Source organism: Bradyrhizobium sp. JHI2711, from assembly GCF_056156565.1.
Map to the genome: position 1 here is coordinate 1577820 of NZ_JBPZPT010000002.1, position 26394 is coordinate 1604213.

At 63.7% G+C, this 26394-nt stretch carries 33 protein-coding genes; 12 read left to right on the top strand and 21 right to left on the bottom strand.

All coding sequences use genetic code 11. The features are described from left to right. Positions 1–52 precede the first annotated feature (52 nt). The 3 genes from ACTEK7_RS19950 to ACTEK7_RS19960 all read right to left on the bottom strand — a co-directional run bounded on the left by ACTEK7_RS19950 (position 53) and on the right by ACTEK7_RS19960 (position 1074). On the bottom strand, positions 53–325 hold the full coding sequence (locus ACTEK7_RS19950) for a hypothetical protein (protein ID WP_035998968.1): 273 nt from the start codon (positions 323–325) through the stop codon (positions 53–55). Between the two features lie 252 nt (positions 326–577). Continuing rightward, positions 578–796: a PIN domain-containing protein gene (locus ACTEK7_RS19955; RefSeq protein ID WP_035998908.1), complete on the bottom strand. Its 219-nt coding sequence runs from the start codon at positions 794–796 to the stop codon at positions 578–580. A gap of 35 nt (positions 797–831) precedes the next feature. Next, complete coding sequence (locus ACTEK7_RS19960) at positions 832–1074, bottom strand: hypothetical protein (protein ID WP_036022082.1); 243 nt, start codon at positions 1072–1074, stop codon at positions 832–834. A gap of 142 nt (positions 1075–1216) precedes the next feature. Between ACTEK7_RS19960 and ACTEK7_RS19965 the strand changes: the two genes are divergently transcribed. Further along, a complete protein-coding gene (locus ACTEK7_RS19965) occupies positions 1217–1642 on the top strand; it encodes a DUF5413 family protein (RefSeq protein WP_035998913.1) in 426 nt (141 codons plus the stop codon). A gap of 58 nt (positions 1643–1700) precedes the next feature. Further along, on the top strand, positions 1701–2243 hold the full coding sequence (locus ACTEK7_RS19970; protein WP_085972009.1) for a DUF4112 domain-containing protein: 543 nt from the start codon (positions 1701–1703) through the stop codon (positions 2241–2243). Positions 2244–2478: 235 nt separating this feature from the next. Here the strand turns inward: ACTEK7_RS19970 and ACTEK7_RS19975 are convergent, their stop codons facing one another. The 4 genes from ACTEK7_RS19975 to msrA all read right to left on the bottom strand — a co-directional run bounded on the left by ACTEK7_RS19975 (position 2479) and on the right by msrA (position 4411). Next, positions 2479–2772 (bottom strand): hypothetical protein, encoded by a 294-nt coding sequence (locus ACTEK7_RS19975; protein ID WP_225146480.1) that lies wholly within the window; start codon positions 2770–2772, stop codon positions 2479–2481. Between the two features lie 212 nt (positions 2773–2984). Then, entirely contained in the window at positions 2985–3149 is a 165-nt protein-coding gene (locus ACTEK7_RS19980; protein WP_035998916.1) for a DUF3309 family protein, read from the bottom strand. 108 nt (positions 3150–3257) lie between these two features. Further along, complete coding sequence (msrB, locus tag ACTEK7_RS19985) at positions 3258–3677, bottom strand: peptide-methionine (R)-S-oxide reductase MsrB (protein WP_225114802.1); 420 nt, start codon at positions 3675–3677, stop codon at positions 3258–3260. 29 nt (positions 3678–3706) lie between these two features. After that, positions 3707–4411: a peptide-methionine (S)-S-oxide reductase MsrA gene (gene msrA / locus ACTEK7_RS19990; protein ID WP_225146481.1), complete on the bottom strand. Its 705-nt coding sequence runs from the start codon at positions 4409–4411 to the stop codon at positions 3707–3709. 263 nt (positions 4412–4674) lie between these two features. Between msrA and ACTEK7_RS19995 the strand changes: the two genes are divergently transcribed. Further along, on the top strand, positions 4675–6363 hold the full coding sequence (locus ACTEK7_RS19995) for a caspase family protein (RefSeq protein WP_225146482.1): 1689 nt from the start codon (positions 4675–4677) through the stop codon (positions 6361–6363). A gap of 131 nt (positions 6364–6494) precedes the next feature. On the opposite strand, the gene ACTEK7_RS20000 is transcribed toward ACTEK7_RS19995, so the two are convergent. After that, entirely contained in the window at positions 6495–7610 is a 1116-nt protein-coding gene (locus ACTEK7_RS20000) for an ATP-dependent DNA helicase (protein ID WP_225146483.1), read from the bottom strand. Between the two features lie 378 nt (positions 7611–7988). Between ACTEK7_RS20000 and ACTEK7_RS20005 the strand changes: the two genes are divergently transcribed. Next, a complete protein-coding gene (locus ACTEK7_RS20005) occupies positions 7989–8282 on the top strand; it encodes a hypothetical protein (protein ID WP_225146484.1) in 294 nt (97 codons plus the stop codon). Between the two features lie 531 nt (positions 8283–8813). Here the strand turns inward: ACTEK7_RS20005 and ACTEK7_RS20010 are convergent. The 6 genes from ACTEK7_RS20010 to napE all read right to left on the bottom strand — a co-directional run bounded on the left by ACTEK7_RS20010 (position 8814) and on the right by napE (position 13665). Next, positions 8814–9374, bottom strand: coding sequence for an Imm21 family immunity protein (locus ACTEK7_RS20010; protein ID WP_225146485.1), 561 nt, complete (start codon positions 9372–9374; stop codon positions 8814–8816). A 117-nt stretch (positions 9375–9491) separates the two neighbouring features. Continuing rightward, positions 9492–10145 (bottom strand): NapC/NirT family cytochrome c, encoded by a 654-nt coding sequence (locus tag ACTEK7_RS20015; protein WP_225146486.1) that lies wholly within the window; start codon positions 10143–10145, stop codon positions 9492–9494. After that, the gene (locus ACTEK7_RS20020) at positions 10142–10612 is read right to left on the bottom strand and encodes a nitrate reductase cytochrome c-type subunit (RefSeq protein WP_035998936.1); all 471 of its coding nucleotides are present in this window, start codon (positions 10610–10612) and stop codon (positions 10142–10144) included. The genes ACTEK7_RS20015 and ACTEK7_RS20020 overlap by 4 nt, the downstream gene beginning before the upstream one ends. Continuing rightward, positions 10609–13122 carry a nitrate reductase catalytic subunit NapA gene (gene napA, locus ACTEK7_RS20025; protein WP_225146487.1) on the bottom strand — a complete coding sequence of 838 codons (2514 nt, stop codon included), beginning with the start codon at positions 13120–13122 and terminating at the stop codon, positions 10609–10611. The genes ACTEK7_RS20020 and napA overlap by 4 nt, the downstream gene beginning before the upstream one ends. Before the next feature lie 16 nt (positions 13123–13138). Then, positions 13139–13453 carry a chaperone NapD gene (locus tag ACTEK7_RS20030; protein WP_035998976.1) on the bottom strand — a complete coding sequence of 105 codons (315 nt, stop codon included), beginning with the start codon at positions 13451–13453 and terminating at the stop codon, positions 13139–13141. Positions 13454–13479: 26 nt separating this feature from the next. Next, entirely contained in the window at positions 13480–13665 is a 186-nt protein-coding gene (gene napE, locus ACTEK7_RS20035; RefSeq protein ID WP_018318384.1) for a periplasmic nitrate reductase, NapE protein, read from the bottom strand. 230 nt (positions 13666–13895) lie between these two features. Between napE and ACTEK7_RS20040 the strand changes: the two genes are divergently transcribed. The 5 genes from ACTEK7_RS20040 (at position 13896) to ACTEK7_RS20060 (ending at position 18142) form a co-directional block, all read left to right on the top strand. Then, positions 13896–15107, top strand: coding sequence for an LLM class flavin-dependent oxidoreductase (locus tag ACTEK7_RS20040; protein ID WP_225146488.1), 1212 nt, complete (start codon positions 13896–13898; stop codon positions 15105–15107). Positions 15108–15349: 242 nt separating this feature from the next. Further along, a complete protein-coding gene (locus ACTEK7_RS20045) occupies positions 15350–16309 on the top strand; it encodes a DUF3618 domain-containing protein (protein WP_036022116.1) in 960 nt (319 codons plus the stop codon). Positions 16310–16320: 11 nt separating this feature from the next. Next, positions 16321–16998, top strand: coding sequence for a hypothetical protein (locus ACTEK7_RS20050; RefSeq protein WP_036022119.1), 678 nt, complete (start codon positions 16321–16323; stop codon positions 16996–16998). Then, complete coding sequence (locus ACTEK7_RS20055) at positions 16995–17411, top strand: phage holin family protein (protein ID WP_036022122.1); 417 nt, start codon at positions 16995–16997, stop codon at positions 17409–17411. The genes ACTEK7_RS20050 and ACTEK7_RS20055 overlap by 4 nt, the downstream gene beginning before the upstream one ends. Next, entirely contained in the window at positions 17408–18142 is a 735-nt protein-coding gene (locus ACTEK7_RS20060; RefSeq protein WP_225139230.1) for a hypothetical protein, read from the top strand. Before ACTEK7_RS20055 ends, ACTEK7_RS20060 begins: the two co-directional genes overlap by 4 nt. 84 nt (positions 18143–18226) lie before the next feature. Here ACTEK7_RS20060 and ACTEK7_RS20065 read toward each other — a convergent pair whose 3' ends face one another. From ACTEK7_RS20065 to ACTEK7_RS20075, 3 genes are all read right to left on the bottom strand, one after another. Beyond that, positions 18227–18706 carry a DUF2269 family protein gene (locus tag ACTEK7_RS20065; RefSeq protein ID WP_036022126.1) on the bottom strand — a complete coding sequence of 160 codons (480 nt, stop codon included), beginning with the start codon at positions 18704–18706 and terminating at the stop codon, positions 18227–18229. Continuing rightward, complete coding sequence (locus tag ACTEK7_RS20070; RefSeq protein WP_036022129.1) at positions 18706–19980, bottom strand: SDR family oxidoreductase; 1275 nt, start codon at positions 19978–19980, stop codon at positions 18706–18708. Before ACTEK7_RS20070 ends, ACTEK7_RS20065 begins: the two co-directional genes overlap by 1 nt. Before the next feature lie 157 nt (positions 19981–20137). Then, complete coding sequence (locus tag ACTEK7_RS20075) at positions 20138–21040, bottom strand: LysR family transcriptional regulator (RefSeq protein ID WP_036022131.1); 903 nt, start codon at positions 21038–21040, stop codon at positions 20138–20140. 101 nt (positions 21041–21141) lie between these two features. Here ACTEK7_RS20075 and ACTEK7_RS20080 point away from each other — a divergent pair, with 101 nt between their 5' ends. Then, positions 21142–21408 carry a hypothetical protein gene (locus tag ACTEK7_RS20080; RefSeq protein WP_141697582.1) on the top strand — a complete coding sequence of 89 codons (267 nt, stop codon included), beginning with the start codon at positions 21142–21144 and terminating at the stop codon, positions 21406–21408. Positions 21409–21603: 195 nt separating this feature from the next. After that, on the top strand, positions 21604–22380 hold the full coding sequence (locus tag ACTEK7_RS20085) for a helix-turn-helix transcriptional regulator (protein ID WP_036022134.1): 777 nt from the start codon (positions 21604–21606) through the stop codon (positions 22378–22380). Between the two features lie 308 nt (positions 22381–22688). On the opposite strand, the gene ACTEK7_RS20090 is transcribed toward ACTEK7_RS20085, so the two are convergent. Both ACTEK7_RS20090 and ACTEK7_RS20095 read right to left on the bottom strand, forming a co-directional pair. Continuing rightward, positions 22689–23591 carry a tetratricopeptide repeat protein gene (locus ACTEK7_RS20090; RefSeq protein ID WP_074447710.1) on the bottom strand — a complete coding sequence of 301 codons (903 nt, stop codon included), beginning with the start codon at positions 23589–23591 and terminating at the stop codon, positions 22689–22691. Between the two features lie 31 nt (positions 23592–23622). Next, on the bottom strand, positions 23623–23946 hold the full coding sequence (locus ACTEK7_RS20095; protein ID WP_225126228.1) for a hypothetical protein: 324 nt from the start codon (positions 23944–23946) through the stop codon (positions 23623–23625). 290 nt (positions 23947–24236) lie between these two features. Here ACTEK7_RS20095 and ACTEK7_RS20100 point away from each other — a divergent pair, with 290 nt between their 5' ends. Then, entirely contained in the window at positions 24237–24620 is a 384-nt protein-coding gene (locus tag ACTEK7_RS20100; RefSeq protein WP_225126226.1) for a hypothetical protein, read from the top strand. Positions 24621–24669: 49 nt separating this feature from the next. Here ACTEK7_RS20100 and ACTEK7_RS20105 read toward each other — a convergent pair whose 3' ends face one another. Together ACTEK7_RS20105 and ACTEK7_RS20110 are read right to left on the bottom strand one after the other, a co-directional pair. Next, entirely contained in the window at positions 24670–24873 is a 204-nt protein-coding gene (locus ACTEK7_RS20105) for a hypothetical protein (protein WP_050995847.1), read from the bottom strand. A 127-nt stretch (positions 24874–25000) separates the two neighbouring features. After that, positions 25001–26113, bottom strand: coding sequence for a helix-turn-helix transcriptional regulator (locus tag ACTEK7_RS20110; protein WP_225146489.1), 1113 nt, complete (start codon positions 26111–26113; stop codon positions 25001–25003). Positions 26114–26394: the final 281 nt, after the last annotated feature.

The following is a 26394-nucleotide window of genomic DNA, read 5'->3' on the forward strand; positions in this document are numbered from 1 at the left end:
GATGGATTTCCGGGCTCGTGCTTCGCACGCCCCGGAATGACGTCCGAGAGGACTACTGCGCCGCGGCTTCCCGCTTGCGCGATGCCGCGGCGGCGGCGTGCTGGCGGTCCATCACGGCGCGGCAGCCGGGGCTGACCTGCGCCTTGTTCCGCACCATGCAGGCGGTGATCCGCGGGATGTCGGGAATCTCGCTGGAGCACAGCCGCATGGCGTCACCCGAGCACATCTGCTGGGCTTCTTGCGTGAAGGCGAGACTGGGTGAGGTCTGCAGAGCGAAGGTGGTGGCGACTGCGAAGAGCGAAGCGATGGTCTGAAGGCGTGTCATGTGGAATGGATCCCCGAGTTCCCTTAAGGCTTGAGCCGCTTGGTTTTGGGGCGCCGCACGCGGCTTGATCTGCCGCATGTCGCAGCCTTCACGTCGGGAGCTTCGATCCCGCGTGTGGTCGCTCGACTTCTTGATGCTCGAATCGAAAGTGCTGCGCCGCCCGAGCGAAGTATGCGCCATTGTCACGCGCCCGCAATGGCCGGCACAAAGGAATTCGCAATTGTTGCACGCCAGTCACGTCGCGCGATCAGATCAGCCGATCGGAGACGCTTGTTCCTCATCGCTCGCGCCGAGAGCGGCGGCGTGCTCCTCGACAGCGGTAACGCCCTTGGGCGTCAGTTCGAACAGATCGCCGTCTTTCATCACGTAGCCGTCGGCGATCAATTGCCCCATCTTGCCCTGCGGGTCGTCGGCAAAGGCAACGGATTGGCTGATGTCCCGCAGGATCGAGAGCTCTTCGTCGTGCAACATGGCGTCACTCTCCGTTCGCGGGTATGGGTCCGTCCTCACATGCCGTGGCTCTGAAACACCTTGCTGCAGGACTTCGACAGCTTGGCCCGGTTGGCTTGCAGGCAGCTCTGCACCGCGCCGTCATTGCCGAGGTCCTTGCGGCAGAAGCGCTGGGCATCGCGCGTGCAAGCCTGCCGCTCCTGCGGCGTGCCCATATGGCCTTGGGCCAGCGCGGGTGCCGTCGGCAGGCTGCTCAGGGCCGCCAGCGCGATCGTCGCCAGGAGAAATTTGCGGGCCATCGGCGGCTCCAGTCTGCCAGGGGTCAATTCAGGTCCAGCATGAACTCATCGCCTTGCCACTTGTTCCCCTCAAGGAGCCCGGCGCCCGCTGTTCAAGGTTCCCGCTGCGCTGCTATAACGCCTGCAGAGTGTGAGGTGCTTGATGAAACGCTATCTGGTATTTGCGCTGGTCGTCCCATTCATCGGCGGGTTCCTGCTGCTGCTGACGACGACCTACCAGTCCGGCTATTGGGCCCAGACCAACCTCGGCGAGGTTGGCAAGCTGTTCGCGGTGTTCTTCAAGACGCTCCAATACAGCTACCTGTTCGGGTTCTTGCCTGCGCTGATGATCGGCGCAGTCGATGACATCCTGATCCACATCCGCCGGATTGGGCCGGTCTTGCGGATGCTCCTGGTCGGCCTGTTCGCCTTCGCTCTGGCCTCGCTCACCCACAGCTCGCGCGGGCCGGATTCGGGCGCGGTGCAGTTCATCCTGTACGGGCTCGTCGGTTTCGTGCCGGCGGTGATTTCATCCTGGCTGGTGCATCGCTACGTCGAGGAGCCGCAAGCCGCGCCGGTGCCGACCTGACGCGCGGCGTTCGGGCGCGGCCGCAACCTCCGCCGCGCTGGCGCGTTCACTGAAGGCCATGGCCATGCAAGACGACGACATCCTCGCTCCGCGCAAATCCCGTTCCGGGAGCGGCTCGCATGCGCGCTTTTCGCGCGACGAGGCGCGCGGCCCGATCATCGACCAGGACGGCCACGAGATCAGGCCGGAAAGCCTGGAGCAGGGATTTCGCGAGTTTCGTTTCGAGTTCGGTCAAGGCAGCCCGTTCGGCAATCTGACGCGCGAGCAGCGGATCGCGCGGCTCGAGGCGATCGCCAAGCTGCTCGACGTCGCCTTCATCCTGCCCGGCACCAACATCCGCTACGGCATCGACGGGCTGATCGGATTGATTCCCGTCGTCGGCGACGTCATCACCACCGCGATCTCGCTGTGGCTGGTGCGCGAAGCCCGCGCGCTGGGCGCGCCCTGGCACATCACGGCGCGCATGCTCGGCAATGTCGCGGTTGACGGCGTGGTCGGCCTCGTCCCGTTCGCGGGCGACGCCTTCGACGTCATGTTCCGCGCCAACACGCGCAACGTCCGCCTGCTCCAGCGCTGGCTGGAAAAGCAGCCGCGGATGTAGCCTGGCTGAGAGCGCTCGCCGCGAGTCCGACTGGTCGACAATGCGCTTGATCTCCCTGCGTCGTCATTGCGAGCGCAGCGAAGCAATCCAGAATCTTTCCGCGGAGGGACGCTGGATTGCTTCGCTGCGCTCGCAATGACGGATGAGAGATAGCGGGTGAGAAAGCCCCCAAAACACAAAAGGCGCGACGACCTTTCGGCCATCGCGCCTTCTGCGCACATCGAACTTTGTTAGCTTACGCCGCGTCGGCGTCGGCCTCCGCGGCCGAGGCCGGCTTGGGCCGGCGGGGCAGCGGGAAGGCATCGCTCTCGTACAGCGAGCGGATGCCGTTCTGGTCGAAGCGCGCTTCCTCGACCTGGAGATAGGCGCCATTCAGCGAGTCCGTCGGCAACTGCTCCATCGCGAACTGCACGGCCTCGGCCGCAGTGCCGAACCGCCGATAGGTGAAGCCCGCGCGCTTCTTCTTGCGGATGGCGGCGGGGAAGAGCTCGGCGGAGGTGTTGAAGTTGAACGGACGCAGTGGACGCATGGTCAAAGACCTCGTGATCTTCTCTGGGGCTTTAAGCGCGTGGGGTTGGGGAGGGCAGGGGCCGCAATCGAGCGGGCCCGCCGCATGTCATTGTCGCCCTCTAATATAGGCCGATTTGACAAAAATGCGACCCCCGCGATGCGAGATGATGAATCAGCGCATGGCAGCCCCGCGGAGACGAAACCTATCGATATCTCAAAGGCTTATGTGACTTAAACTTTGCCAAGAAGCAGCAGCACGACCAGGATCACCAGCACGACCCCGCCGATCCCGATGCCGGAATGGCCAAGGCCATAGCCGTAGCCGCCGAACCGGCCGGACAGGCCGCCGACGAGATAGATGATCACCAGGATGATCAGGATGGTCCCAAGCGCCATGGCATCCTCCCTGGCGGCCACCGAAATGCGATGATCGGCCGCACCGCCAGAGCAGAAAAGCACATCGCGCCGCCGGGTTCCACGGGGGAACCCGACGGCGGGCTTGGGTTATTTGGGCTCGAGCTTCAGGGCCGCGGAATTGATGCAGTAGCGCAGGCCGGTCGGCCCGGGGCCGTCGGGGAAGACGTGGCCGAGATGGCCGCTGCATTTGGAGCAGAGCACCTCGGTGCGGATCATGCCGTGGCTGGTGTCCCGCTCCTCGTCGATGTGGCTCTCGACCGCGGGCTGGGTGAAGCTCGGCCAGCCGCAGCCGGAATCGAACTTGGCATCCGACTCGAACAGCACATTGCCGCAGCCGGCACAGACATAGGTGCCGGTACGGTGGTCGTGCTCATATTCGCCCGAGAAGGGACGCTCGGTCGCCTTCTCGCGCAGCACGGCGTATTGCATCGGCGTCAGCTCGCGCCGCCACTGCTCTTCACTCTTGATGACCTTGTCGTCGGTCGCTTTCGTTTTGGTGTCGGGCATGGGTCTCCCGTTGCTTTGGGATCTCGCGATCAGTTGGTGGCCTTGCCGGCATTCACCAGCGTCGGCTTCTCGATGTAGTTATCCGCGAACAGCTTTTTCAGGTTCTCGACCTTCGGGATGTCGTTGAAGGCGATGTAGGGCTGGTTCGGGTGCAACGTCATATAGTCCTGGTGATAGGCCTCCGCCGGGTAGAACGCCTCCAGCGCGCCGACCCTGGTCACGATCGGCTTGTTGAACACCTTGGCGCCGTTGAGCTGGGCAATATAGGCCTCCGCGACCTTCTTCTGCTCGTCCGACGTGGTGAAGATGGCCGAGCGATATTGCGGGCCGACGTCGGGACCCTGGCGGTTGAGCTGAGTCGGGTCGTGCACCACCGAGAAGTAGATCTGCAGGATCTTGCCGTAGGAGATCTTCTTCGGGTCGTACTTGATCTCGACCACCTCGGCATGGCCGGAGCGGCCGCTCGACACGGTCTTGTAATCGGCGGTCGCCTTGGTGCCGCCGGCATAGCCGGAGACCGCGTTGACCACGCCTGCGGTGTGCTGGAAGACGCCTTGCACGCCCCAGAAGCAGCCGCCGGCGAGCACGGCGGTCTGGACGCCGCTCGCGGGCGCCGCGTCCAATGTAGGGGCTGGGATCACGACCGCCTCCTCCGCGGCCCGGGACGGCATCAAGAAAGCCAGCGTCAGGGCGGTGGTTGCGGCGAGCAGGGTGGCGAGGGCGGTTCGGCGCATGGCAATCCTCTTTCGGCAATCCCTCTTTCGCGAGGGCTGACAGTCTAGGGCGGACGTGACCGGGCGAACAGCCTGCCCGGCCGCGTTTTCGCATCATCCGAGATACGGGCCGTACCGCAGAATGTTACGCCGGGGCGGACACGAGACCGTGAGGACGCGGCTGACGCTGCGACGGGCCGGCTTGGCGGCATGCGGAACTCCGCGCTAGATGAACCGGCGCGATCGGTGATCGACCAAATGGTGGCTGGAGCTAGCCTGACAACATGCTGCGCGTCGTAGTCCTGATCCTGGCCGTCCTCGCCGCCGGCACTTGCATTGCCACGGCCGAGCCCCGACCCGGCGACGATCTCGCTTTGTGCCGCGACCGCCAGGCCGAGCTGCAGGCCCGCGCCGCCGCCTGCGAGAACCTGCTGAGCACCGACCGTCTCACCGCCAAGGACAAGGCGATCGCCCTGTCCGCACGCGGCAATGTCCTGCTCAACAAGCGCGACCATGTCCACGCGATCGAGACGCTGTCCATCGCCATCGACCTCGATCCCGACAACGTCGTCGCGCTCAACCTGCGCGGCCTCGCCTATGAGCGCAGCGGGCAGGAGGATCTCGCGATGGCCGACTACAACCTCGCGCTCCGGAAGCGCCCGGCCTATGGCGTTCCCTACAACAACCGCGGCGTCATCCACGCGCGCCGCGGTGCGTTGCAGAGCGCGATCGACGATTTCAGCCTGTCGATCAAGTACACGCCGAAATTCCTGCTCGCCTGGACCAATCGCGCCCGCGCGCGCACGCTGATGAAGGATTTCGACGGCGCCATCGCCGATTTCGCCGAGGCCGAGAAGATTGATGCGGCTGCGCCGCAGATCGCCGGCAACCGCTGCGTCACCTACGGCATGATGGGCAAGTTCGACCGCGCCCTGGCCGATTGCAATGGCCTGATCGAAAAGCAGCCCAGGAACGCGTTTGCGATCAACAACCGCGCCGACGTCAACATGATGAAGGGCGATCTCGACGCCGCGCTGAAGGATTACAACACGGTCATCCAGATCAATCCGAACAATGTCCGTGCCCATTCCGGCCGCGGCCAGATCTACGAGCGCAGGAAGGATCTCGCGCAGGCCCGCGCCGATTATCGCGCCGCCGCCTATTCGCTGACGAGGTTCGACGAGCCGGAGGTTGCGCGCGCCCGCGCCATCGCGCAGGAGCGGCTCGCCGCCCTGACGCCGAAGGAGGCGGCGAGCGCGACGACCGGCCGTCGCGTCGCGCTGGTGGTCGGCAACGGCGCCTACAAGAACGTCCATGCGTTGCCGAATCCGCCGCGCGATTCGAAGCTGATCGCGGGCGTGCTGCGCGACCTCGGCTTCCAGGCCGTGATGGACACCAGGGACCTCACCCGCGATGCGTTCTTCCAGACCCTGAAGGCCTTCGCCGAGGAAGCGGAAACGGCCGATTGGGCCATGGTGTATTATGCCGGCCACGGTTTCGAGATCGGCGGGGTGAACTATCTCGTTCCGGTCGACGCCAGGCTCACCGCCGACAAGGACGCCGAGACCGAGGCCGTCGCGCTCGAGCAGGTGATCGCCGCAGTCGGCGCGGCGCGAAAAGTGCGTCTCGTGGTCCTCGATGCCTGCCGCGACAATCCGTTCGCGCCCGCCATGCAACGCACGCTGTCGCTGAAGCTGGTCGAGAAGGGCTTTTCCAACATCGAGCCCGGTGCGGGCTTCATGGTCGTCTACGCCGCCAAGCACGGCCAGACCGCGATGGACGGCGATGGTAGCCCCAACAGCCCGTTCGCCACCGCGCTCGCCCGCGAGATCAAGCAGCCGAAGGTCGAGATCCGAAAATTGTTCGACATCATCCGCGACGACGTCTGGGCCGCGACCAGGCACGAGCAGCAGCCGTTCACGTACGGGTCGCCGCCAGGGCGGGAGGATTTCTATTTCGTGGCGGGGAAGTGAGGAGAAGACTCGCGCCTCATCTGCGGTGCCGTAGGGTAGGCAAAGGCGCAACGCGCCGTGCCCACGATCCTTTTCCATAAGCAATAGTGCGTGGGCACGCTGCGCTTTGCCCACCCTACGAGAGCGGCGCCTTAAACGACGATACTCAACCGTTTCGCCGCGCGCGTGATGCCCGTATAGAGCCACCGCGCCCGCGAATCCTGGAACGCAAAGCTCTCGTCGAACAGCACGACGTCGTCCCATTGCGAGCCCTGCGATTTGTGCACGGTCAGCACATAGCCGTAGTCGAACTCATCATAGGGCTTGCGCTGCTCCCAGGCGATCTGCTCGACGCCGCCCTCGAAGCAATCGGCGCGCACCGAGACCTTGGTCACCTTGTGGCCGAAATCCTCGTCCGGCGACAGCCGCATCGAGAGGATGCGCGATTTCGAGCGCGAGGTGTTGCGCGACTTCACGCGCCACAGGCCGCCGTTGAACAGGCCCTTCTTGCGGTTGTTGCGCAGGCACACCAGCTTGTCGCCGGCGACGGGAAACTGGTCCTCGATGTTCTGGCGCTGGCGCACCCGCATGTTGTAGGCGCGGCGCGTGTTGTTGCGGCCGACCAGGATCTGGTCGGCGCCCATGACGCGATCGGGGTCGAGCTCCTTGCGCGCGACCACCTCGCTCTCGCCGTAGCGACCGATGTCGAGCTCGCGTCCCTCGCGCACGTCCATCGACATCCGCACGATTGGATCGTCCTGGGCCTGGCGATGCACCTCAGTCAGCATCGCGTCCGGCTCTGAATTGGTGAAGAAGCCGCCGCCCTGGATCGGCGGCAGCTGCGCGGGATCGCCGAGCACGAGCAGCGGACAGTCGAACGACATCAGGTCGCGGCCCAGTTCGGCGTCGACCATCGAGCATTCGTCGATCACGATCAGCTTGGCTTTTGAAGCCGGCGCATCGTCCCACAGCTCAAAACTCGGCTGCTCCTCGCCGGATTCGCGGGCGCGGTAGATCAGCGAATGGATGGTGGAGGCGCCGTCGCAGCCCTTGTTGCGCATGACCAGCGCCGCCTTGCCCGTGAAGGCGGCGAACTTCACCTCGCCGTCGACGCCCTCGGCGATGTGCCGCGCCAACGTGGTCTTGCCGGTGCCGGCAAAGCCGAACAGGCGGAACACCGGCGGCGTGCCGCCCCGTCCCGGCTTGGCCTTGAGCCAGTCGCCGACGGCCTTGAGCGCAGCATCCTGATGCGGGGTGAAAGTGGCCATGTCTGTCTTGAGGGAGCGGCGAATGAGGCGATTCGCCTTCCCCCAAACTAACCATTCGCCCCAAGTGTTCAAGCGCAGGGAGGTCGTTCTCTGCGGCCATCCTTCGAGACGCCCGCCGCTCGCGGGCCCTCAGGATGAGGGGGAGTACGCGGCAGCAGTTTCAGAAGGCATAAATGCCGCTGAGCCTCATCCTGAGGAGGCTGCGAAGCAGCCGTCTCGAAGGACGAGGCGCTCGGACGTGTACTCATTAAGCTCGGATGTCGGGTCTTTTGATCCGATGCGGACCTTCGAGCGCTTCCACTTGATGAACGGGCAACTGAGCATTGACGACCGAGCTGGTGTATCGCAAAACAGGTTGTTCCTATAGCGGACGCAACCTTGTTTGTCTCAATTCTCAATTACGCTTTGATTGCCATATTCGTCGCGGCCTTCGTTGGCGCCGCGTGGGCAAACTTCCAAATGATTGAGCGATCGCGCGCCTCTGGTGGCCGTTTCTGGTTATTGAACCCCTTGGCCATGTTCGCCGGAATAACGGTGCGGCATTCTGCCATTTTCCTCACCTGTTGGATTGTTGGGGCGGGGGCGGTCTGCAGCCTGATCGTGCTAAATCACGGATTCGATGAGCTCAAGAACGCGATGTCTACCATCCGTGCTGGTCCTACCAAGCATTAGGCTCCGAAGCTGACCTTCGCGACAATGGCCGCCGAGGACCGCTTATGACCCATTGCGGACGTGCCTGCGGCGGCTACGGCAACAGAAAAAATGGTATGGTGGTTCGCGGCTCAACGTATAGAAATTTACCCATTTCGTGGGCATATAGTTTGACTGCTAGAGCTAAGTTGGTGGGCATTGCAACTCGTCGCGGTGACGAGGGGTGAGGATTATGCCGATAAACAAAATGCCGGATTATCCCTCGTACATTGGCTATTGGTTTCTTTGGCTGGTTGCGGGTTTCGTCGTTTGGCTCTTTAGCATAGCACTGTTCTGGTCCGGACACTGGATCATTGGTGTTATCGCCATTCTCGCGACAATCGCTCTCTATTTCCGTCACGGAATGGCAATCGCAAAGCAGCGGGAACGAAGGCTGCGGTTTTCATACGGCGCCCGCTATCGGCGATATTCTCTCCAAGAGCTTTTCGGCACACTGTTTCGACGTCGCAACGAGAGCTGATCCGGCGCAACTCAGACTTCCGCTTCTGGCCCTTAGCTGACATCGTTCGATAGCGGACTAATCCACTGAATTTCACGGACAACAATTGTCAGTCCCGTGGAGCAATAGGCGGCGGCTCTTGCGACATAGCGACCGGGACGCAGCGTCAAGACTTGATGCTCGCCGCGCACACTGGTCCCTCGATCCGACGCATCGATCAATCGCATTGCGCCGGACGCACCCGTCTCAAATTCAAGCCGTCCGGCACTGGAACTTTCCAGACGGTCCCGCAACTGTGGGGAGAACAAGGCTGGCTCTATGAGCCGTTCGTCGTCGACCCCAAGCCATTGAACGAGAAGGCCTCTCTCGGCTTGACCTTCAGAATACCACGCCATGTCACCGGCTTCGCCAGAAAGCACAACCGCACTTCCCTTTTGGCAAGGGATTGATCCGAGCCAGGTGGTTACCCTGCACGCGCGAGCATAGTCGCTCTGGTCGGTAGGATCGAGATGATCGCGCCATCCCTCGATGCCCTGCCAGTATGGAAGTTGTTCATCCGCGATCAGCAGGTGGGGACCGCCGGTTGTCGATATCCATTTATGTGCTCGCGTCATAGACTGGATGATAGCAGGTCCTTCTCCTGTTGGCCCGACTCGGACCTCCGACTATGTCCGCTTTCGCGGCGCTCGATCTTATGAGTACACGCCCAGCTCAGGCCGCCAGGAGCCGCTTTACTGCCACCCAGGCACGCCGCGCATGTCGGGCAGCTGGTGGGCGATGCCCTTGTGGCAGTCGATGCAGGTCTTTTCCTTGGTGAACAGGAAGCGCTGGTGCGCCACCGAGGCCCGCGGCGACTGCTTGGTGATGTCCATGGAATCGGCGCTGTGGCAGTTGCGGCATTCCAGGGAATCATTGGCCTTGAAACGCGCCCATTCATGCGCGGCGAGCTCGAGGCGGTGATCCCTAAATTTCTCGCGCGTGTCGATCGTGCCGAAGATCTTGCCCCAGACCTCCTTGGAGGCCTGCATCTTGCGCGCGATCTTGTCGGTCCAGTTGTGCGGGACGTGGCAGTCCGGGCAGGTCGCGCGCACGCCGGAGCGGTTGGAGAAATGGACGGTCGACTTCAGCTCGGCGTAGACGTTGTCCTTCATCTCGTGGCAGCCGGTGCAAAACTTCTCGGTATTGGTGATTTCCAGCGCGGTGTTGAAGCCGCCCCAGAAGATCACGCCGGCGACGAAACCGGCCAGCACCAGGGTGCCGAGCGCGAACACCGAGCTCGGCCGGGTCAGCACCTGCCACAGCTCGAGCACGAAAGCCCAGCTGCGCGCGATGAATCCGCGCTTGGCGTTCAGCTCCGCGTTGGGATCATCGGCCGTCGTCGTCATCTGCGGCCACCCGGGCTTGCGCGCGACAGCAGCGTGTCGATGTCGGTGAAATCGTTGCTGACCGGCGGATTGGCGGTGTTCTGCGGCACGTGGCATTCGGTGCAGAAGAAGCGGCGCGGCGAGACCGAGGCCAGGAACTGGCCGTCGCGATCCATGAAGTGCGTGATCGACACCATCGGCGCCTGCGACTCCGCCGTGCGCGCCCGTGCATGGCAGGACAGGCATTTGTTGCCGTTGAGGTCGACCTGGTAGCCGTCGATATTATGCGGGATGACGGGCGGCTGCTCCGGATAGTTGCGCACCTCCTTCTCGGAGGTGTTGCGGTTCGGCAGCATCGGCGGCGCCGGGCCCTCGTCGTTGAGCGGGGTCGGGCCGCGCAGGCCGGAGGTCACCGTCTGCGCCGTCAGCGAGCTCGTGCCCGCTGCGATCGCGAAGGCGAGCAGGATGATTGCGGATCGTTTCATCATGACATGTTCACCCGCTCGATGCGCACGGCGCATTTCTTGAAGTCGGTCTGCAGCGAGATCGGATCGGTGGCGTCGAGCGTCACCTTGTTGATCAGCTTGGATTCGTCGAACCACGGCACGAAGACGAGGCCGCGCGGCGGCCGGTCGCGGCCGCGCGTCTCGACGCGGGCGCGGATGAAGCCGCGGCGGGAGACCACCTTCACCTCGTCGCCGCGCCGGAGCTTGGCCTCTTGCGCGTCGTCCGGATGCATGAAGCAGACGGCTTCGGGAAAGGCCTTGAACAGCTCGGGGACGCGGCGCGTCATGGTGCCGGAATGCCAGTGCTCCAGCACGCGGCCGGTGGAGAGCCAGTAGGGATATTCGTTATCGGGCGATTCCGCCGGCGGCTCGTAGGGCAGCGCGAAGATGCGGGCCTTGCCGTCGGCATGGCCGTAGAACTGCACGTTGGTGCCCTGCTTGACGTAGGGGTCGCTGCCTTCGCGGAAGCGCCACTTGGTCTCCTGGCCGTTGACGACGGGCCAGCGCAGGCCGCGCTCCCGGTGATAGGTGTCGAACGGCGCGAGGTCGTGGCCATGGCCGCGGCCGAACTGGGCATATTCCTCGAACAGGCCCTTGTGGACGTAGAAGCCGAACGCCTTGGATTCGTCGTTGGCATAGCCCGGCTCGATATCGGTGACCGGGAATTTGTCGACCTGGCCATTCTTGTAGAGCACTTCGAAGAGGGTCTTGCCGCGATATTCCGGCTTCTTGGCGATCAGCTCGGCGGGCCAGACCTCCTCGATTCTAAAGCGCTTGGAGAACTCCATGAGTTGCCAGAGATCCGACTTCGACTCGCCCGGCGCGGGGACGAGCTGGTGCCAGAACTGGGTGCGCCGCTCGGCATTGCCGTAGGCGCCTTCCTTCTCCACCCACATCGCGGTGGGCAGGATCAGATCGGCCGCAAGCGCGGTCACCGACGGATAGGCATCCGAGACCACGATGAAATTGTCGGGGTTGCGGAAGCCCGGATAGGTCTCTTCGTTGACATTGGGACCGGCCTGCAGGTTGTTGTTGACCTGCACCCAATAGGCGTTGATCAGGCCGTCCTTCAGCATCCGGCTTTGCAGCACGGCGTGCGCGCCGGGCTTGTCGGGAATGGTGCCCTCGGGCAGCTGCCAGATCTGCTCGGTGTGGTCGCGATGCTTCTTGTTGGTCACCACCATGTCCGCGGGCAGACGGTGCGAGAAGGTGCCGACCTCGCGCGCGGTGCCGCAGGCCGAGGGCTGGCCGGTCAGCGAGAACGGGCTGTTGCCGGGCGCGGAGATCTTTCCGGTCAAAAGGTGGATGTTGTAGACGAGGTTGTTGCACCAGACGCCGCGGGTGTGCTGGTTGAAGCCCATGGTCCAGAACGAGACCACTTTTGTCTTCGGGTCGGCATACAACTCGGCCAGCGCCTCGAGCCGGTTCAGCGGCACGCCGGACATTTGGGCGGCTTTCTCCAGCGTGTACTCCGACACGAACTTGGCGAATTCGTCATAGCTCATGTCGGTGGCGTCGTTGGGCTTCGCCGCGCCCGTCGCCTTCTTCTGCAGCGGATGCTCGGGCCGCAGGCCGTAGCCGATGTCGGTCTGGCCGCGCTTGAACACGGTATGCGCGGCAACGAAGTCCTTGTTGACGCGACCGGTCTTGATGATGTGGTTGGCGATGGCGTTGAGGATGTACAGGTCGGTGTGCGGCTTGAACACCATGCCGATGTCGGCGAGGTCGAACGAGCGGTGCTCGAAGGTGGAGAGCACGGCGACGCGGACATGCGGTGCGGACAGCCGGCGGTCGGCGATGCGCGTCCACAGGATCGGATGCATCTCCGCCATGTTGGAGCCCCACAGCACGAAGGCATCGGTGGCCTCGATGTCGTCATAGCAGCCGGCCGGCTCGTCGATGCCGAAGGTGCGCATCATGCCGGCGACCGCCGAGGCCATGCAGTGCCGCGCATTGGGATCGATGTTGTTGGTGCGGAAGCCGGCCTTGAACAGCTTGACGGCGGCATAGCCTTCCCAGATCGTCCACTGGCCGGAGCCGAACATGGCGACGCCGTTGGGGCCGCGCTTCTTGATCGCTTCCTTCCACTTCAGCTCCATGATGTCGAAGGCTTCGGTCCAGGTGACGGGCGTGAACTCGCCGTTCTTGTCGTACTTGCCGCCCGTCTTGCGCAGCATCGGCTGCGTCAGCCGGTCATGGCCGTACATGATCTTGGAGAGGAAGTAGCCCTTGACGCAGTTGAGGCCGCGATTGACCTCGGCCTTGATGTCGCCATGGGTGGCGACGACGCGGTTGTCCTTGGTCGCGACCATCACCGAGCAGCCTGTGCCGCAGAAGCGGCAGGCGGCCTTGTCCCATTTCAATTCGCTCTCCTTCCGCTCGGCGGCGAGGTTGACGGCGAGCGCCGGTGCCGGCAGGCCGGCGGCGGCCGCGGCGATCGCGGCGGCCTCGAGCTTGAGCATCTGGCGGCGGTCGAGCTTCGGCGATGTCATGATGGCTCTTCCTGACTCAGGCGGTTTCAATGGCGTGGAAGACGAGCGCTGCGGAATAGACGTTCGGCAGCGACTGGATGGTGTTGAGCATGGTGCCAAGGCTGCCGGCATCCGCCGCTTCAGCCACGACGACGAGCTTTCCGCGCGCGTCGCGGGCATGAATCTCGCAGCCGGGCAGCGCTGCGATCTCCGCTTCCAGTTCGGCAAGGCGCTCGGGCCGCGCCTGCACGATGATGCTGGCGATCTCGGCGCCCGGCGGCGCGATGACGCGGTCGGCGCTGAGCATCCGGCCGGTGATCAAGGCGCGGCGGTTGAGTGTGGCGTGAGCCATGATGCCTGTCTTTCGCTGGTTGCCGATCAATGCGGGGAGGGCGGCGGGCCGGGAGGGCCGGCGAACATCTGGTAGATCCAGACGCCAAGGCCGTAACTGCCGACCGTCCCGACCGCGAGCACGGGCATCACGATCGCGGTCAGGAATAGGAAGGCGAAAATCTCCATGCGCTTACGGCGCACGCGCGACGTCGTGTCGTCAGGGGCCGACATATTCGGTCTCTTGAAGCTGTGGGGAATCGTGACGGCATCCGGGCCGTCGCCTTGCTGCACTTTAGATACGTTCCACCCGACAACGCGTTGATTTGGATCAATGTCGGTTGGCTGCTTCTCGCTGCGCCGGAGGATGGATCGTCTCCCACGTGGCGGAATTGCGCATCCGTAGACAGCGTCGCCTCGCGCATTAAGATGCCGTTAACAACAACAAGCGGGAGAGCGACGCCATGAAGTTCGGCATCTTCTACGAGCTGCAGCTGCCGCGGCCCTGGGTGGCCGGCGATGAGCTCGCCCTTTATCAGAATGCGCTCTCGCAGATGGAGCTCGCCGACAGGCTCGGCTACGACCATGCCTGGGTGGTCGAGCATCACTTCCTCGAGGAATATTCGCACTCGCCCTCGCCGGAATCGTTCCTGGCTGCCGCAAGCCAGCGCACCAAGAACATCCGGCTCGGCCACGGCATCCTCCAGCTCACCACCAACCATCCGGCGCGAATCGCCGAGCGTGTCGCGGTGCTGGACCTCCTCTCGAACGGCCGCTGCGAGTTCGGCATGGGCGAGAGCGCTTCCATCACCGAGCTGGAGCCGTTCGGCCGCGACATGGAGACCAAGAAGGAGGTGTTCGAGGAGGCGGTCGCGGCCATCTTCCCGATGTTCAAGGACGCAGGCTCAGAGCATCACGGCAAATATTTCGACATCCCCTTGCGCAACGTCGTGCCCAAGCCGGTGCAGAAGCCGCACCCGCCGCTGTGGATGGCCTGCTCGCAGCTGCCGACCATCGAACGTGCCGGCCGCCACGGCTTCGGTGCGCTCGGCTTCCAGTTCGTCAGCGCCGATGCCGCGCATGCCTGGGTGCACGCCTATTACAACGCCATCACCAAGCGGCTGCACAAGCTCGCCGACTACGAGATCAATCCGAACATGGCGCTGGTCTCGTTCTTCATGTGCGCGAAGACGGATGAAGAGGCGCGCGCCCGCGCCGACGGCGCCACCTTCTTCCAGTTTGCGCTGCGCTTCTACGGCGCTTCGCAGAGCCGCCAGCGCCCCTCGCCCTACACCGTCAACATGTGGGACGAGTACAACAAGTGGAAGCGCGACAATCCGCAAGCCCAGGAGGCGGCGCTGCGCGGCGGCCTGATCGGCTCGCCCGAGACGATCCGGAAGAAGCTGAAGCGCTTCCAGTCCTCGCACATCGACCAGGTCATCTTGCTCAACCAGGCCGGCAAGAACAGTCACGAGCATATCTGCGAGTCGCTGGAGCTGTTCGGCCGCGAGGTGATGCCGGAGTTCCAGAACGATCCGGCGCAGGCGGCCTGGAAGCAGGGCGTGATGAGCGGCGAGATCGAGCTGGAAGAGATCGATACCGAGGCCTTCACCGATCGCTACGGCAAGCTGGCGATCAACGTGCCCCCGCGAAGGCGGCGGCGGGGTAGCGTGTAAGCAACGACAGGTCCTGCTTCCTGGCGCTGAAGCCGGTGCGGTGAGCCGCGCAGGAGTGCGGCGTTTTGACCCGGAGCAGACCTTTCGAACTCTCTGCATCCAGCAATGGCTGGGCGCTCGACGTCCCTTGCGCTGCTTCACGCATATCGTCGTCCCAGCAAGCGCCCAAGCGGCGCGAGGAACGATTCAACACAGCGTGAGTTCGACCTCAAATCCAAGAAACAAAGCAAGAGGGTAACGCGATGACACGATCCGTGGAGGAGTTGAGACGGGAGTCCGAGCGTAGCCGCGCGGAGCTGGCGGCGACGGTCGGACGGTTGAAGGAGCAGATATCGGACACCGCCGAGGACATTCGCCACAAAGTCTCGCCGCAGCACATCAAATCCGAAGTCACCGAATACGTCAGCCACAAGACCCAGAGCTGGGTCGAAGGGCTCAAGCAACAGATCATGGACAACCCGATGGGCGCAGTGGCCGCGGGCGCCGCAGTGGGCGTTCCGTTGCTTCGGTTGGTGCGAGGTACGCCGTTGCCACTTCTCATGATCGGCGCAGGACTCGCCCTGACCTCGAAGACGGTGCGCGATCGTGCTGCAGACGTCACCGGCCCGGTCTTGGACAAAGCCGGGCACATGCTTGAGGGGGTGGCCGAGGGCGCACGGGCGATGCAGGGTGATGCCAAGGAGACGCTGTCCTCCGCGCAAAGCCGAACCGCTGGCATGGCTGATGACGCGCAGGAGAAGGCCGCCGGCATTGCCGCTGATCTGCGGGAGAGCGCGGCGCGTGCTGCCACTTTTGCGAGTGAAAAGCTCAAGAGTGGCATGAATGCAACCAGGGATGCCGCCGCGAGCGCGCCTGACCAGGCCCGGCAGGCCATTGGCGACAATGCTGCGCTCATCGGCGGCCTGGGCATCGCGATCGGCGCCATCATTGCGGCTGCTCTTCCCGAGACCAAGGTCGAAGCTAAGGTTATGGGCCGGACGAGCGACGGGGTGAAGCAGGCTGCTGCCGCCGCGGCGCAATCCGGGTTCGAGGCCGCAAGAGACGCCACCACGTCGGCGGCCGATGCTGCGGCGCAAAGGGTCGCCGATGCTGATCTCGGCACCCATGCCAGCCGCATGACGCAGAACATGGCGGACACTCTGAAGGAGGCTGCGGACGACGTCGTCAAAGCTGCCTTTAGCCCCTCTCAAACCAAAACCTGAAGGAAACCATCATGAGCGATTTGGACCCGCAGAACGTGAAGCAGTTCACAAAGAACCAGGACAAGGGCACCGCGAAGGACATGAAAGAGCAGATCGGCGATGCCGGAGCGGAGATGAAGCAGCGCGCCGGCGATGCGTTCCGGGCATCGGCCGACGTCGCGCGAGACAAGTTCGGCGAGGCCGCGGATGCAGCAAAGGGCGTCGCGGACGGAACCATGGACCAGATTCAGAGCCAGGCGCGCGAACAGCAGCGATCGGGCGCCGATTTCGTCGAGCGCCTCGCGGCCAACATCCGCGAGGCCGGACGGGCTTTCGAGAGCGACGTACCGTTCGCCGCACGCGGCATCGGTTCGGCGGCGGACTATGTCGAGGATGCCGCCCAGAAGATTCGGGACGGAAGCTTCCGAGATCTTGTCGCAGGCGCGACCGATTTCGCCAAACGTCAGCCGGCCGCCTTTCTTGGCATATCGGTGCTGGCTGGCTTCGCGGCCGTTCGCTTCCTGAAGGCATCGGGCGGACAGTCGTCATCCCAAGGGCAGCGCAACACCCCCGGCAGCACGTCGGGGAGCGGGCAAACGTCGGGCGGGAGACCGTTTTCGGCGGGAGAGCAAAACTGGAATCGGGAGTCCGGGACCCGTAACCCCCATACGCAACAATCCTCATCCTTCCAGGGCAGCACGTTACCATGAGCATCGAGCGCGATATCAAAACCAGCAAAAGCGAGTTCAGGGAAATCTCGACGCTGCTCGGCGATGCCATGTCGCAGTTCGCCAAGCTGTTCCAGAACGAGATCGACCTGGCAAAGGCAGAAGTTGGCGAGAAGCTCCAGAAGATCGGCGGCGCCGTCGGCTTGATCGTAGGCGGCGCCGTTCTGGTGATCCCGGCCATCGTCATGGCCTTGTTTGCCCTCTCGGCCGCATTGATCTCCGCAGGATGGTCGCAGCCACTGTCATATCTGACATCGGCAGTCATCGCTGCGGCCATCGCCGCCGCGCTGGTGGCCATGGGCATGAACCGGCTTGATATGCGTCAGCTGGCTCCCCGCGAAACGATCGGCCAGCTGGAAAAAGACAAGGACACCGTGAAGGGAATGGTGCGATGAGCAGCACGAAAACCGGTTTTATCGACAATCTGGTAACGGCCGCCAGGGACAATCCGCTTGCCGCGGCCCTCATCGGAGGCGGCGCGCTTTGGCTATTGGCCGGCGACCAGAAGTTAAAGACTGTAGCGCGTTCTGCTGCCGAGGCCGTCGAACCCGTTGCCGACTTAGGGACGCGCGGCTTCAGCTCGGCAGCATCCGCGATCAAGCGGACCGTGGCGCCGCCGACCGCCCCCGAAATGGACAACGACGGCTCGCAAGGGGTCGGGGAGACCCTGCGTGGCGCGACCGCCGCCGCTTCCGATACTATGTCGCAGGCCGCCGAGGGCGTCCGGGATCGTTTCGACGAGGGCGTCGCCTTCGCGCAGGAGCAATTCAGCAAGCTGGGCAATGCGCTTCCGAACAAGGACACCATGGCGAGTGCGAAGTCGTCACTGGCGGACATGCTGGAGCGGCAACCGCTCGTGCTAGGGGTCGTGGGCATCGCAATTGGTGCGGCCGTGGCGGGCGCGTTCCGCGCCTCCGAGATCGAGAACCAGTATATCGGAGACGTCAGCGACGACGTGAAGGCTGACCTGAACCGGCGCGCCGGTGCGGTCTCGCAGGCCCTGCGTGAAGCCTCGGACACGGTTGTCTCGGAAATCAGCGATACCGGCGCCGAGATTGTGGACCGAGTCAAGCAGGCCGGGATGGACGCCGCGGCAGCTGCCCGCGCCGAGGTGAAGGCTCCGTAGTGAGGCGACGGAGAGCGGGGTGCGCTGGCCACGCGCCTCGCTCTGGTTGGGTGATCAGGCAGGTGGGTTGTCCTGAAGGCGAACCTAATCCCAGTATGGAATGGCCGGACGGGCGATCATCAGCCAGAAGATCATCAGCACGGCCGCGAAAGCCGGAAAGCCGAAGGCGAACCACCACCAGAAGAGACGGTGATAGCGGGCGGGCAGCTTGCCGTTGCTCGCGACCGCTGCGACGGCGAGATCGCGCATCTGCATCTGCATCCACACCACCGGCAGCCAGAAGGCGCCGATCACGAGATACAGTGCAATCGACGCCGCCACCCAGCCGTCGCCGAGGGAATACCCGCTCGACCAGGCGAGCCATGTCCCGGTGATCGGCTGCAGGATCACGGCACTCGCCGTGAACAGGAAGTCGGCCAGCACCACCGTCCGCGCGACTCCCGCGATCTCGCGCGGGTCGCCGCGCAGATGTGCCACCAGCATGAAGAAGGCGATGCCGGCCCCGGTGCCGAGCAGCACGGCAGCGCCGATGATGTGCGCCATCTTCACGAGGAAATAGATCATCAGCGATCCTCGCGGATGGCCATGGCGACCAGATTGAGCATGATCACCGGCCAGATCTTCAGCATCGGTCCCAGCGGATCGGCCCACAGTCGCGGCACCAGGACGGTGCCGATCACGGCATAGGTGAGCGAGATGATCAGTGCGGCCCAGAGTCCGTAGCGGCTCAGAGGCCGCCAGAGAATGGCGATGCCGATGACGATGTCGGCGAGCGCGCCCGCGGTGACGACGAGCGCCGCGACGTTCCCTTGCAGCCCGCCTTCAAGCAGCAACGACATGCCGATATTCCAGCCCGCGCTCAGCGAGATGATGCCGGTGGCGATCCAGAACGCGCCGAAGACGCCAAAGATCAGCGGCTTGAGCGCATACAGCTGTGCAAACCAGCGTTCCTGCACCGACGCAGGCTCGCGTGCGAGCGCGACTTCGAGATCGCGCGGTGGAGTGCCGGTCAATCGACGCCAGGGCTCGGGATCGCCGGTCGCACCGCGGCGCATTTCCGCCTGTGCCGTCGTGTTGATGGGCGTTGGCCATCCCAGCATCTGCGCAACGTCGCCCGCACGATAGGCAATTGAAGCCGCCCAGCGCGGCAGCTGCAGGCGATAGGCCGGGCGCCAGCGCAGCCAGGCGCGAAACAGCGCGACCGCATCGCTGAAGGCGATCCGCCGCGGGCCGGCCAGATCGACCGCGACCCGTGAAGGCGCGCCGGGCTGCAGGAAGAACAGCACGGTCTCAACGACGTCGTCGAGATGCACCGGTTGAATCGCCGCCGTGTCCGGCATGACCGGCAGAACCGGCAGCGCCGCCAGCCCGCGCAGCAGCGCGCTGCCACCATAGGCGGGCCGGCCGACCACGACAGAAGGCCGCAGCACCACCCAATCGAGCTCCCGCGCCATCAAGGCGGCTTCGCCCTCGCGCTTGGTGCGGGAAAAATCGCTGAGCGCATCGACATTGCTGCCGATTGCCGAGAACAGGATGACCCTGCGGACCCCGGCGGTCTCGCAGGCCGCATAGAGTGCCGCGCTGCCGGCGACATGAACGCCTTGCATGTCCTGTCCCTGCAGCGCACCCGCTGCATTGATCACGGCATCGACGCCGGCGAGAAGGCCCTTCCATTTCGACACATCGGTGGTCCGGGCGACGTCGAGCGCGACGTGGCGAGGATCGTGCGCCGCCGCGGGATGACGCGACACCAAGATGCAGTCATGTCCTTCGGCGGACAGCCTGGCGTGGATCGCCGATCCGATGAGTCCTGTAGCCCCGACGAGAAGGATGCGCATCGACTGATCCTTCGATGAGCGGCCTGGGCAACGCCCTGATCAAGCCTTGAAGATACGGACCAATAAAGCGGGGCTGCAATCGTTCCTCGCGGGGGAACTGATGGGTTTGGCTGCAGGCAGAGAACCGGACACCCCGCCCCGCGCAGCTCCCTTGAAGTCAATGGCGGATGATCGAAAGGGTACGGAGCGACGCAGCGGCGTGATCCGCGAATGCCCTCACAGCCGGTGCGGTGCGCCGGGAACCGGGAATCACGACTTGAACCGGTACGGCCGGCTCATAGGCCGGAAGAAGACGCACGAGCTTGCCTGACGAAATCTCGGCTTCGACCTGATAGGATAAAAGTCGAGCGATGCCTTGGCCCGATGTCACGGCGGCAATGACCGTGTCGAGATCTGTCGTCATGAGGCGCGGCATCACGCGAACCGTGTGCAAGCGACCTCGATTTTGAAAACGCAGTTCGGTCGGCCCCGCAAATCCGGAAAAGAACACGACATCGTGCTTCGGTATGTCTCGCGGATGTCGAGGCTCAGGTTGCCTGCGCAAGTAGGAAGGGCTGGCCACCAGGACGCGACGGACCGACCCCACTGATCTGACGACGAGGCGCGAGTCGCGCGGCTGACCTATCCTGACCGCAACATCGATGCCTTCACTGATCAGGTCGAGCGACCTTTCGCCCATGACGAGCTCGATACGGATCGCCGGATGAGCGTCAAGGAAGCTCGATACGATCGGGGCGACATGACGGCGTCCGAAGATGGTGGGAGCGGCTATTCGCAGGATACCGTGCAGCGGAGCCCCCTCCGTCTCGACAAGCCTGCTCATGACGGTCGAGTAGCCGTTGACCAGCTCGCGGGCGCGCTCAGCAAAGTGGCGTCCGGCATCCGTCGGTGCAAGGCGGCGGGTTGTTCGCTCCACCAATCGTCTTCCGACCCTTTCCTCGAGGGCCGCAAGCGCGCGAGTGACCGCGGGAGGCGAACGCTTCAATCGCTTTGCTGCGCCTACCAGACTTCCAACCTCAACTATCGCGACGAATGTCGCAAGTTCATCGAGCCTGTCCATCGGATCATTCCCCGAAATGGAATTGTGACTTTCAGCATTAATTCTAGTGCAATTCAGGAGGTCGTAATAGCCTTCGAATGCGGTCGGCAGCGGAGGCGATCATGATCGCGGCAGCGCGAGAGGCCATAAAGGCTGATAACGCAGACGCAGTGCTCGCGTTTTTCAACGAGCATCAGTGCCCCGCCTTTGTTTCGCAACTCGTTTCGAAAGGTGCCCTCATGCCCGCAGCATTGGAATTTCTGTTGTGGTGTGTCGCGCTCGCAACGTGGCTGATGCTTCTTTGCGCGCTGGTCAGTGAGCGCTTGAAGCGGCTCTCAAAGCTTTTCAGTCATCTGCGCGAGATTGCTTTCAGGCACAGGGTGAAGTGACTCGGTGGGGCCATCGGATCAGCCTCATCTGAGAAAATCGCGACGATGCCGTCTCGAAGGGGGAGGCGCAGCGTGAGACCCGCCAATGGTGTCTGCAACAGCCGAGCGGCCCTGGGCGGCGGTGCTCGTGAGCGCTTCCGGTAAGATTCCGTTGCTGCTATCCTCTCGCAAAAGAGCGTCTTGCGGAGGAATACGGTGCGACCCAACGGGACAACCTTTCATCCGTCGGCCGGCGATGTCACGCCCGCGGTGCTCGCCATCGGCCGCTCCGATTTTCCCGATGTGCTCATCGACACGCTGCGCCGGCAGGCCGATGTCGGCCATTGCATGGTGTTCGCGCTGAGCCGGGCAGGCGCGGCAAGCTGCCTGCTCGATGCCGGCAACATCCCGATCGGCGCCGATCTCGGCGCCGCCTATGCCGGCCAGTTCCACGAAACGGATCCCAACCGCGATGCGCTGTTCGAAGGCGAGGGCGGCGCGCCGATCATGCTGCCTCGCTTCGCGCCGCGCATGTACGGCGCGCGCTACCGCAAGATCTTCTTCCAGGATTCCGGCATCGTCGACAAATGTGCGACCGCGATCTGGACCGGTGACACCTGCTTCTACGTCAACTTCTATCGGATCGCCGCGCAGGGCCGCTTCAGCGCCGCCCAGCGCGAGCGGCTCGGGGCGATCGCACCGGCGATCGCAGCCAGCGTCGCCCGCCATTTCCAGGAGAAGCCGACGTCCGATCTTGCGTCCCTGTTCGCGACGCGCAAGCCGCTCTCCGCGCTCACCCTGCGCGAGCAGGAGGTCTGCCGCCATATCCTCGGAGGCTTCAGCTCGGAGGCGATTTCGCAGGCGCTCGGCATCAGCCTGCATTCGATCCTGACCTACCGCAAGCGCGCCTATGAGCGGCTCGGCATCTCCTCGCAGAGCGAATTATTCGGAATTGTGCTGCGCCTGCTGACGGGTCCGCGCGGCCTGAACTAGGGGCTCCAAGTCCGCGATGTCTGTGTCCATCCAACTTTAGTTGAAGCATTTGGCCTATCATCCGATGCGGTTGCGGCACGTAGGGCCGATCCGAGGATGAGAACATGCCAGACTGGCTTCTTGCACCTATCTGCCTGGTCGCCTTGCTGGGAGTCATTGGCTACGCCTTTTACCAGGGCATGAGGGTCCCGCCGGATCGAAACAATACGAACTTTGGACCCGGCCAGAATGATGGTTGGTCCGGCGGCTCTGACGGCCATTCCGGAAGTTAGCAACGTCGGCGCGGCCGAACGTCCGACGAACCCGAGCTAACCCGACGATCGCTTCTCGACAGCCGCCGCGATTTTCTCCAGGGCGGCGTTTGTGTGCCGCAAGTCGACCAGCTGCTGTTCGCACATCTCGATGATCGTTCGTCCAGACCGCCATCCGAACGACCGTGCGCCCCCTCGGCAACAAAGCCAGATCAGCGCTGCCAGAAAGACGCCGGCAGCGAGCCAGGATAGCGCCTGCTTCCGGTCGACGTCCGCGAAGGCCTGGCGGAGGTCGCCCTTGCGCAGGTACGCAATCGCGCGGCTGCCGTAGGCGGCATAGTCGTGGGCATATTCGGGATCAACTGCGATCACCCGGTTGTAGTCGGCAATGGCACGGTCAAAATCGCCTTTGGCAAAATAGGCGTTGCCCCGGGCCATGAGAGCGAAGCTATTGTTCGCATTCAGCTGGATGGTGGCGGTATAGTCGGCAATGGCGCGGTCGTTGTCCCCTTTCCTTTGATAGGCGTAGCCGCGCTCGCCGTATCCGACCCGCTTTCCATGGTCTGACAGGCCGGCTTCGAATGCCTGGTCGACGTCGGCTATTGCCCGGTCGTGGTCGTGCCGTTGGTTGTAGATGTGCGACCGGTTGAGCAGTGAGCCGCCAGCTTTCGGGTTTACCCGGATCGCCGCGGTGAAATCTTCCAGGGCGCGGTCATCGCGATCGGCGAAGCTTGTCCATGGCCAGGAACAGCCACGCGCATGATACAAACTCGACAGGTCTTCGCCGTTGTAGTCTCCGCTCTGGATCGCGCGTGTGCAGGCAGCGATGATCTCGGCAGAGGCTTCCTTCGTCCGTTCCAAACAGACTTGTCGATCGTCGGCAGCCGCTGGCCGGCTGACGACGGCGGCTGCGAGTGCCAGAACAACTAGCAGGATGTCGGCGGCAATGCCCGAGCGCATGACTTCGTCCCCGCGATGCCCGGTGTTCGCGCTAACCAGGAGACGGCTTTTCCAGAGCGGTCGCGATCCTCTCCAGCAATGCATTGGTTCGCCTGTTTTCCGCGACCTGCTGCTCGTATAGATCGACCCAGCTCGCCCCGGATGATGAGCGCCGGATCGTGCGCGAGTACCATAGCCAGGCGCCCACCAGCACCAGGAACGGCAACCAAGACACGATCAGATTAAAGACCCAGGATGAACCACCGCTTCCGCCTGGTGTGTTGGCGAACGCAAAGAAAACGACGAGAGCTCCGACGAGACTGACCCACAAGGCAATCAACAGAAGTCGAGATCGAAGCTTGGTCATTTCAGTCACGGCAGTTCCCTTTGGTCGGCTGACAAGGCCGATACTATCATGAGTTGATTTCTCCTCCATGCTCTCGCGCATGCGGTCGTTGCAACGTGGTTAGCCGTTTCTTTGCTGTACGCCTTGGCCATCATGACGCCCACCGTCACGAGGGCACACCGTGAAATTCGTTGCAATTGTCCGGATTGAGCCGGAAGCCGTCGTTGCCTTTCGCTCAGGACGTTCGCGCGGGGTCCCTCAGCGGAAATTAACGTTGCGTCGCCAACATGCTCGACATGCATTCCAAACGGCGTCGTCAAGTGCCCTATCTGGTTCACACCAACAGAGAGCTCGGCCTGATGCTCCGGGGCACCAAGCCCCTCGCATATTTCATGGATATCGTCGGCCAGGAGCCGGACATCTGTATTCGGTATTGGCGCATGTTCGACCGGCATGTCGCTGAAGGCCGCCTGACGAAGCGCGAGCTGATCGAGCCATGTCCTGGGGCGCCGCAGCTCGAATATCGGATGCTGTTCTACACATTGCCCGGTCACGAGTGGCGGATTGACGCCATGCTAGCGCTGCTGAACGAGCCCGGAGCCTGGTCCGATGATCGAGAACGGCGCTTCGGCGAATTGCTCGGTTACGAGACCTGGCAGATCGACCATTGGCTGACGCATGGTCGCTCGCCGACCGACGCTTAGCTTGCTGTCCCGCACACTGGCAACCCTGCAGCGCTCGAGGAGCCCCTTGCTATGCGGAAAGTCGGGAACGATAGGGCGCGGTGAGCAGCAGCATGAACAGCGCTCTCTCGGCCTGGTACTTTGCTGCGGGTCGACTGGCTTCCCGGCCCTGCATCACCACCGCGCCTTGAATGGTGCAGACGCTCCAGCTCCATGTCCTGCGCCTGCGCTGCGCCAGGGTCACTTCGAAGATCGGAAATTCCGGTCCCGCCATCGCCGCCGCTTCTCGCCAGACATCCAATTTGGGCGGAGTTGAACCCGGAGCGCCGGCCTGTGTCTTCACCCATTTGGGTGAAGCGAAGCTTGTCCCTGCCGACGCACGCCACCGGACAAGTCCGGCGTCAATCTCTCAGCGGTAATTTGGGGATCGCGCCGAAGAGGGCGGCTGCGCTCTTCTGGTTGCGCGTTCCCGTCTTGGCGAGGACGGCCTTGACCTGGGTGCGGATGGTTTCGCGGCTGAGCCCGTGATGCGCGGCGATGTCGCCGATCGTCTGTCCTTGCGCGATTCCGCGCGCAACGCGCGCCTCGCTCGGGGTGAGGTCGAACAGGCCGCGAATGAGGGCGAGGCTCGGGGCCTGTGAGGCGGTGACCGGCGTCGCGATGAGGAGGCCAACCGCTCCATCGAAGAGATCGCGGGCCTCGCCCGGCATCGACACGAGATGAAGCACCACCCGATCGAGATCGCTGCTGCGACGCGCGGCGAAGGAGCACACGGCCTTTTGCGGCGCATCGAGTTGGGCGAGGCCGGCGCGCAGCAGGGTGTCGGCGGCGCGGTCCTTGATCGCGATCCGGTCCTTCGGCAACCATTGCAGAACGTCGGTCATGCCTTCGATCAAGGCGTTGGCGGCCAGAACCCGCCCGGAGCGCGTGATCGCGAGAGCCGGCAAGCCGACCAGCGACAACGCCTCGGTTGCCGCCCGCATCCGGGTGAGGCGCCAGCGTGTCGACAGCAAAGCCGCCCGCGCGAGATGGGGGCGAAAGCGGTCGAGAAAATCGAGGTCCTGCCGCGAAAAGGCGGGGCGGCCGGCCAGTCTTTCCATGTGGAAGACGATGATCTCACCGGACGGGCTGCGGACCGCCGTCGCACAAGCGTGTTCGAAGCCCCACTTCTTGTTCCATTCCACCCGATATGGATCGCGCTCCCATTCCTCCGGCGAAAATGCCTCGTGCTCGCCGACGAAGCCGGGGTGATCAAGCGCCAGGAGTCGCGGGGTCGTCTCCGTCCGGCTGGAGAGGTCGCCACGCAGGAACGCCGAGAAAGCCTCGCGGATCGATGGCGACGTCACGACACCATTCCAGACACCGGACCATTGATCGGAGTCCGAGGTGATCATGACCATGCCATGCGCGCCCGCGGCATGAGCGATGTTCTCCAGGACGTCCGGCCAGAGCTCCGGAACGGTCGCTGCCTCGTGGATGCGGTCCACGATCTGCTCGAAATCGATGCCCGTCATTGCTGCGCTGGACCCATCAGATTCGACCGATCTTTCAGACGCGCGGCGTGCTTCTGCAGCAGCCTTCGTGCTTCGCCCGCCCAAGGCCCTTGATACCAATCCGCTTCGGCGGAACCAATTGCTACTATTTCCCAAGCCGGCCCGGATGGACGGCTAGCAGAAATCATGTCCATATATCAACTATTTGACAGGTCAGAGGTTGTCCCGGTGGCTTTCAAGGTCGGTCTGATCCCGTAAGCCGGGGGCAGCGCTGAATGGACCACGGTTCTCGGCGCATCAAC

Bases quoted from the DNA above. Each gene is read 5' to 3' on its own strand.
- ACTEK7_RS19950 (WP_035998968.1), bottom strand. From the start codon at position 325: ATGACACGCCTTCAGACCATCGCTTCGCTCTTCGCAGTCGCCACCACC.
- ACTEK7_RS19955 (WP_035998908.1), bottom strand. From the start codon at position 796: ATGTTGCACGACGAAGAGCTCTCGATCCTGCGGGACATCAGCCAATCC.
- ACTEK7_RS19960 (WP_036022082.1), bottom strand. From the start codon at position 1,074: ATGGCCCGCAAATTTCTCCTGGCGACGATCGCGCTGGCGGCCCTGAGC.
- ACTEK7_RS19965 (WP_035998913.1), top strand. From the start codon at position 1,217: ATGAAACGCTATCTGGTATTTGCGCTGGTCGTCCCATTCATCGGCGGG.
- ACTEK7_RS19970 (WP_085972009.1), top strand. From the start codon at position 1,701: ATGGCCATGCAAGACGACGACATCCTCGCTCCGCGCAAATCCCGTTCC.
- ACTEK7_RS19975 (WP_225146480.1), bottom strand. From the start codon at position 2,772: ATGCGTCCACTGCGTCCGTTCAACTTCAACACCTCCGCCGAGCTCTTC.
- ACTEK7_RS19980 (WP_035998916.1), bottom strand. From the start codon at position 3,149: ATGGCGCTTGGGACCATCCTGATCATCCTGGTGATCATCTATCTCGTC.
- msrB (WP_225114802.1), bottom strand. From the start codon at position 3,677: ATGCCCGACACCAAAACGAAAGCGACCGACGACAAGGTCATCAAGAGT.
- msrA (WP_225146481.1), bottom strand. From the start codon at position 4,411: ATGCGCCGAACCGCCCTCGCCACCCTGCTCGCCGCAACCACCGCCCTG.
- ACTEK7_RS19995 (WP_225146482.1), top strand. From the start codon at position 4,675: ATGCTGCGCGTCGTAGTCCTGATCCTGGCCGTCCTCGCCGCCGGCACT.
- ACTEK7_RS20000 (WP_225146483.1), bottom strand. From the start codon at position 7,610: ATGGCCACTTTCACCCCGCATCAGGATGCTGCGCTCAAGGCCGTCGGC.
- ACTEK7_RS20010 (WP_225146485.1), bottom strand. From the start codon at position 9,374: ATGACGCGAGCACATAAATGGATATCGACAACCGGCGGTCCCCACCTG.
- ACTEK7_RS20015 (WP_225146486.1), bottom strand. From the start codon at position 10,145: ATGACGACGACGGCCGATGATCCCAACGCGGAGCTGAACGCCAAGCGC.
- ACTEK7_RS20020 (WP_035998936.1), bottom strand. From the start codon at position 10,612: ATGATGAAACGATCCGCAATCATCCTGCTCGCCTTCGCGATCGCAGCG.
- napA (WP_225146487.1), bottom strand. From the start codon at position 13,122: ATGACATCGCCGAAGCTCGACCGCCGCCAGATGCTCAAGCTCGAGGCC.
- ACTEK7_RS20030 (WP_035998976.1), bottom strand. From the start codon at position 13,453: ATGGCTCACGCCACACTCAACCGCCGCGCCTTGATCACCGGCCGGATG.
- napE (WP_018318384.1), bottom strand. From the start codon at position 13,665: ATGTCGGCCCCTGACGACACGACGTCGCGCGTGCGCCGTAAGCGCATG.
- ACTEK7_RS20040 (WP_225146488.1), top strand. From the start codon at position 13,896: ATGAAGTTCGGCATCTTCTACGAGCTGCAGCTGCCGCGGCCCTGGGTG.
- ACTEK7_RS20045 (WP_036022116.1), top strand. From the start codon at position 15,350: ATGACACGATCCGTGGAGGAGTTGAGACGGGAGTCCGAGCGTAGCCGC.
- ACTEK7_RS20050 (WP_036022119.1), top strand. From the start codon at position 16,321: ATGAGCGATTTGGACCCGCAGAACGTGAAGCAGTTCACAAAGAACCAG.
- ACTEK7_RS20055 (WP_036022122.1), top strand. From the start codon at position 16,995: ATGAGCATCGAGCGCGATATCAAAACCAGCAAAAGCGAGTTCAGGGAA.
- ACTEK7_RS20060 (WP_225139230.1), top strand. From the start codon at position 17,408: ATGAGCAGCACGAAAACCGGTTTTATCGACAATCTGGTAACGGCCGCC.
- ACTEK7_RS20065 (WP_036022126.1), bottom strand. From the start codon at position 18,706: ATGATCTATTTCCTCGTGAAGATGGCGCACATCATCGGCGCTGCCGTG.
- ACTEK7_RS20070 (WP_036022129.1), bottom strand. From the start codon at position 19,980: ATGCGCATCCTTCTCGTCGGGGCTACAGGACTCATCGGATCGGCGATC.
- ACTEK7_RS20075 (WP_036022131.1), bottom strand. From the start codon at position 21,040: ATGGACAGGCTCGATGAACTTGCGACATTCGTCGCGATAGTTGAGGTT.
- ACTEK7_RS20080 (WP_141697582.1), top strand. From the start codon at position 21,142: ATGATCGCGGCAGCGCGAGAGGCCATAAAGGCTGATAACGCAGACGCA.
- ACTEK7_RS20090 (WP_074447710.1), bottom strand. From the start codon at position 23,591: ATGCGCTCGGGCATTGCCGCCGACATCCTGCTAGTTGTTCTGGCACTC.
- ACTEK7_RS20105 (WP_050995847.1), bottom strand. From the start codon at position 24,873: ATGGCGGGACCGGAATTTCCGATCTTCGAAGTGACCCTGGCGCAGCGC.
- ACTEK7_RS20110 (WP_225146489.1), bottom strand. From the start codon at position 26,113: ATGACGGGCATCGATTTCGAGCAGATCGTGGACCGCATCCACGAGGCA.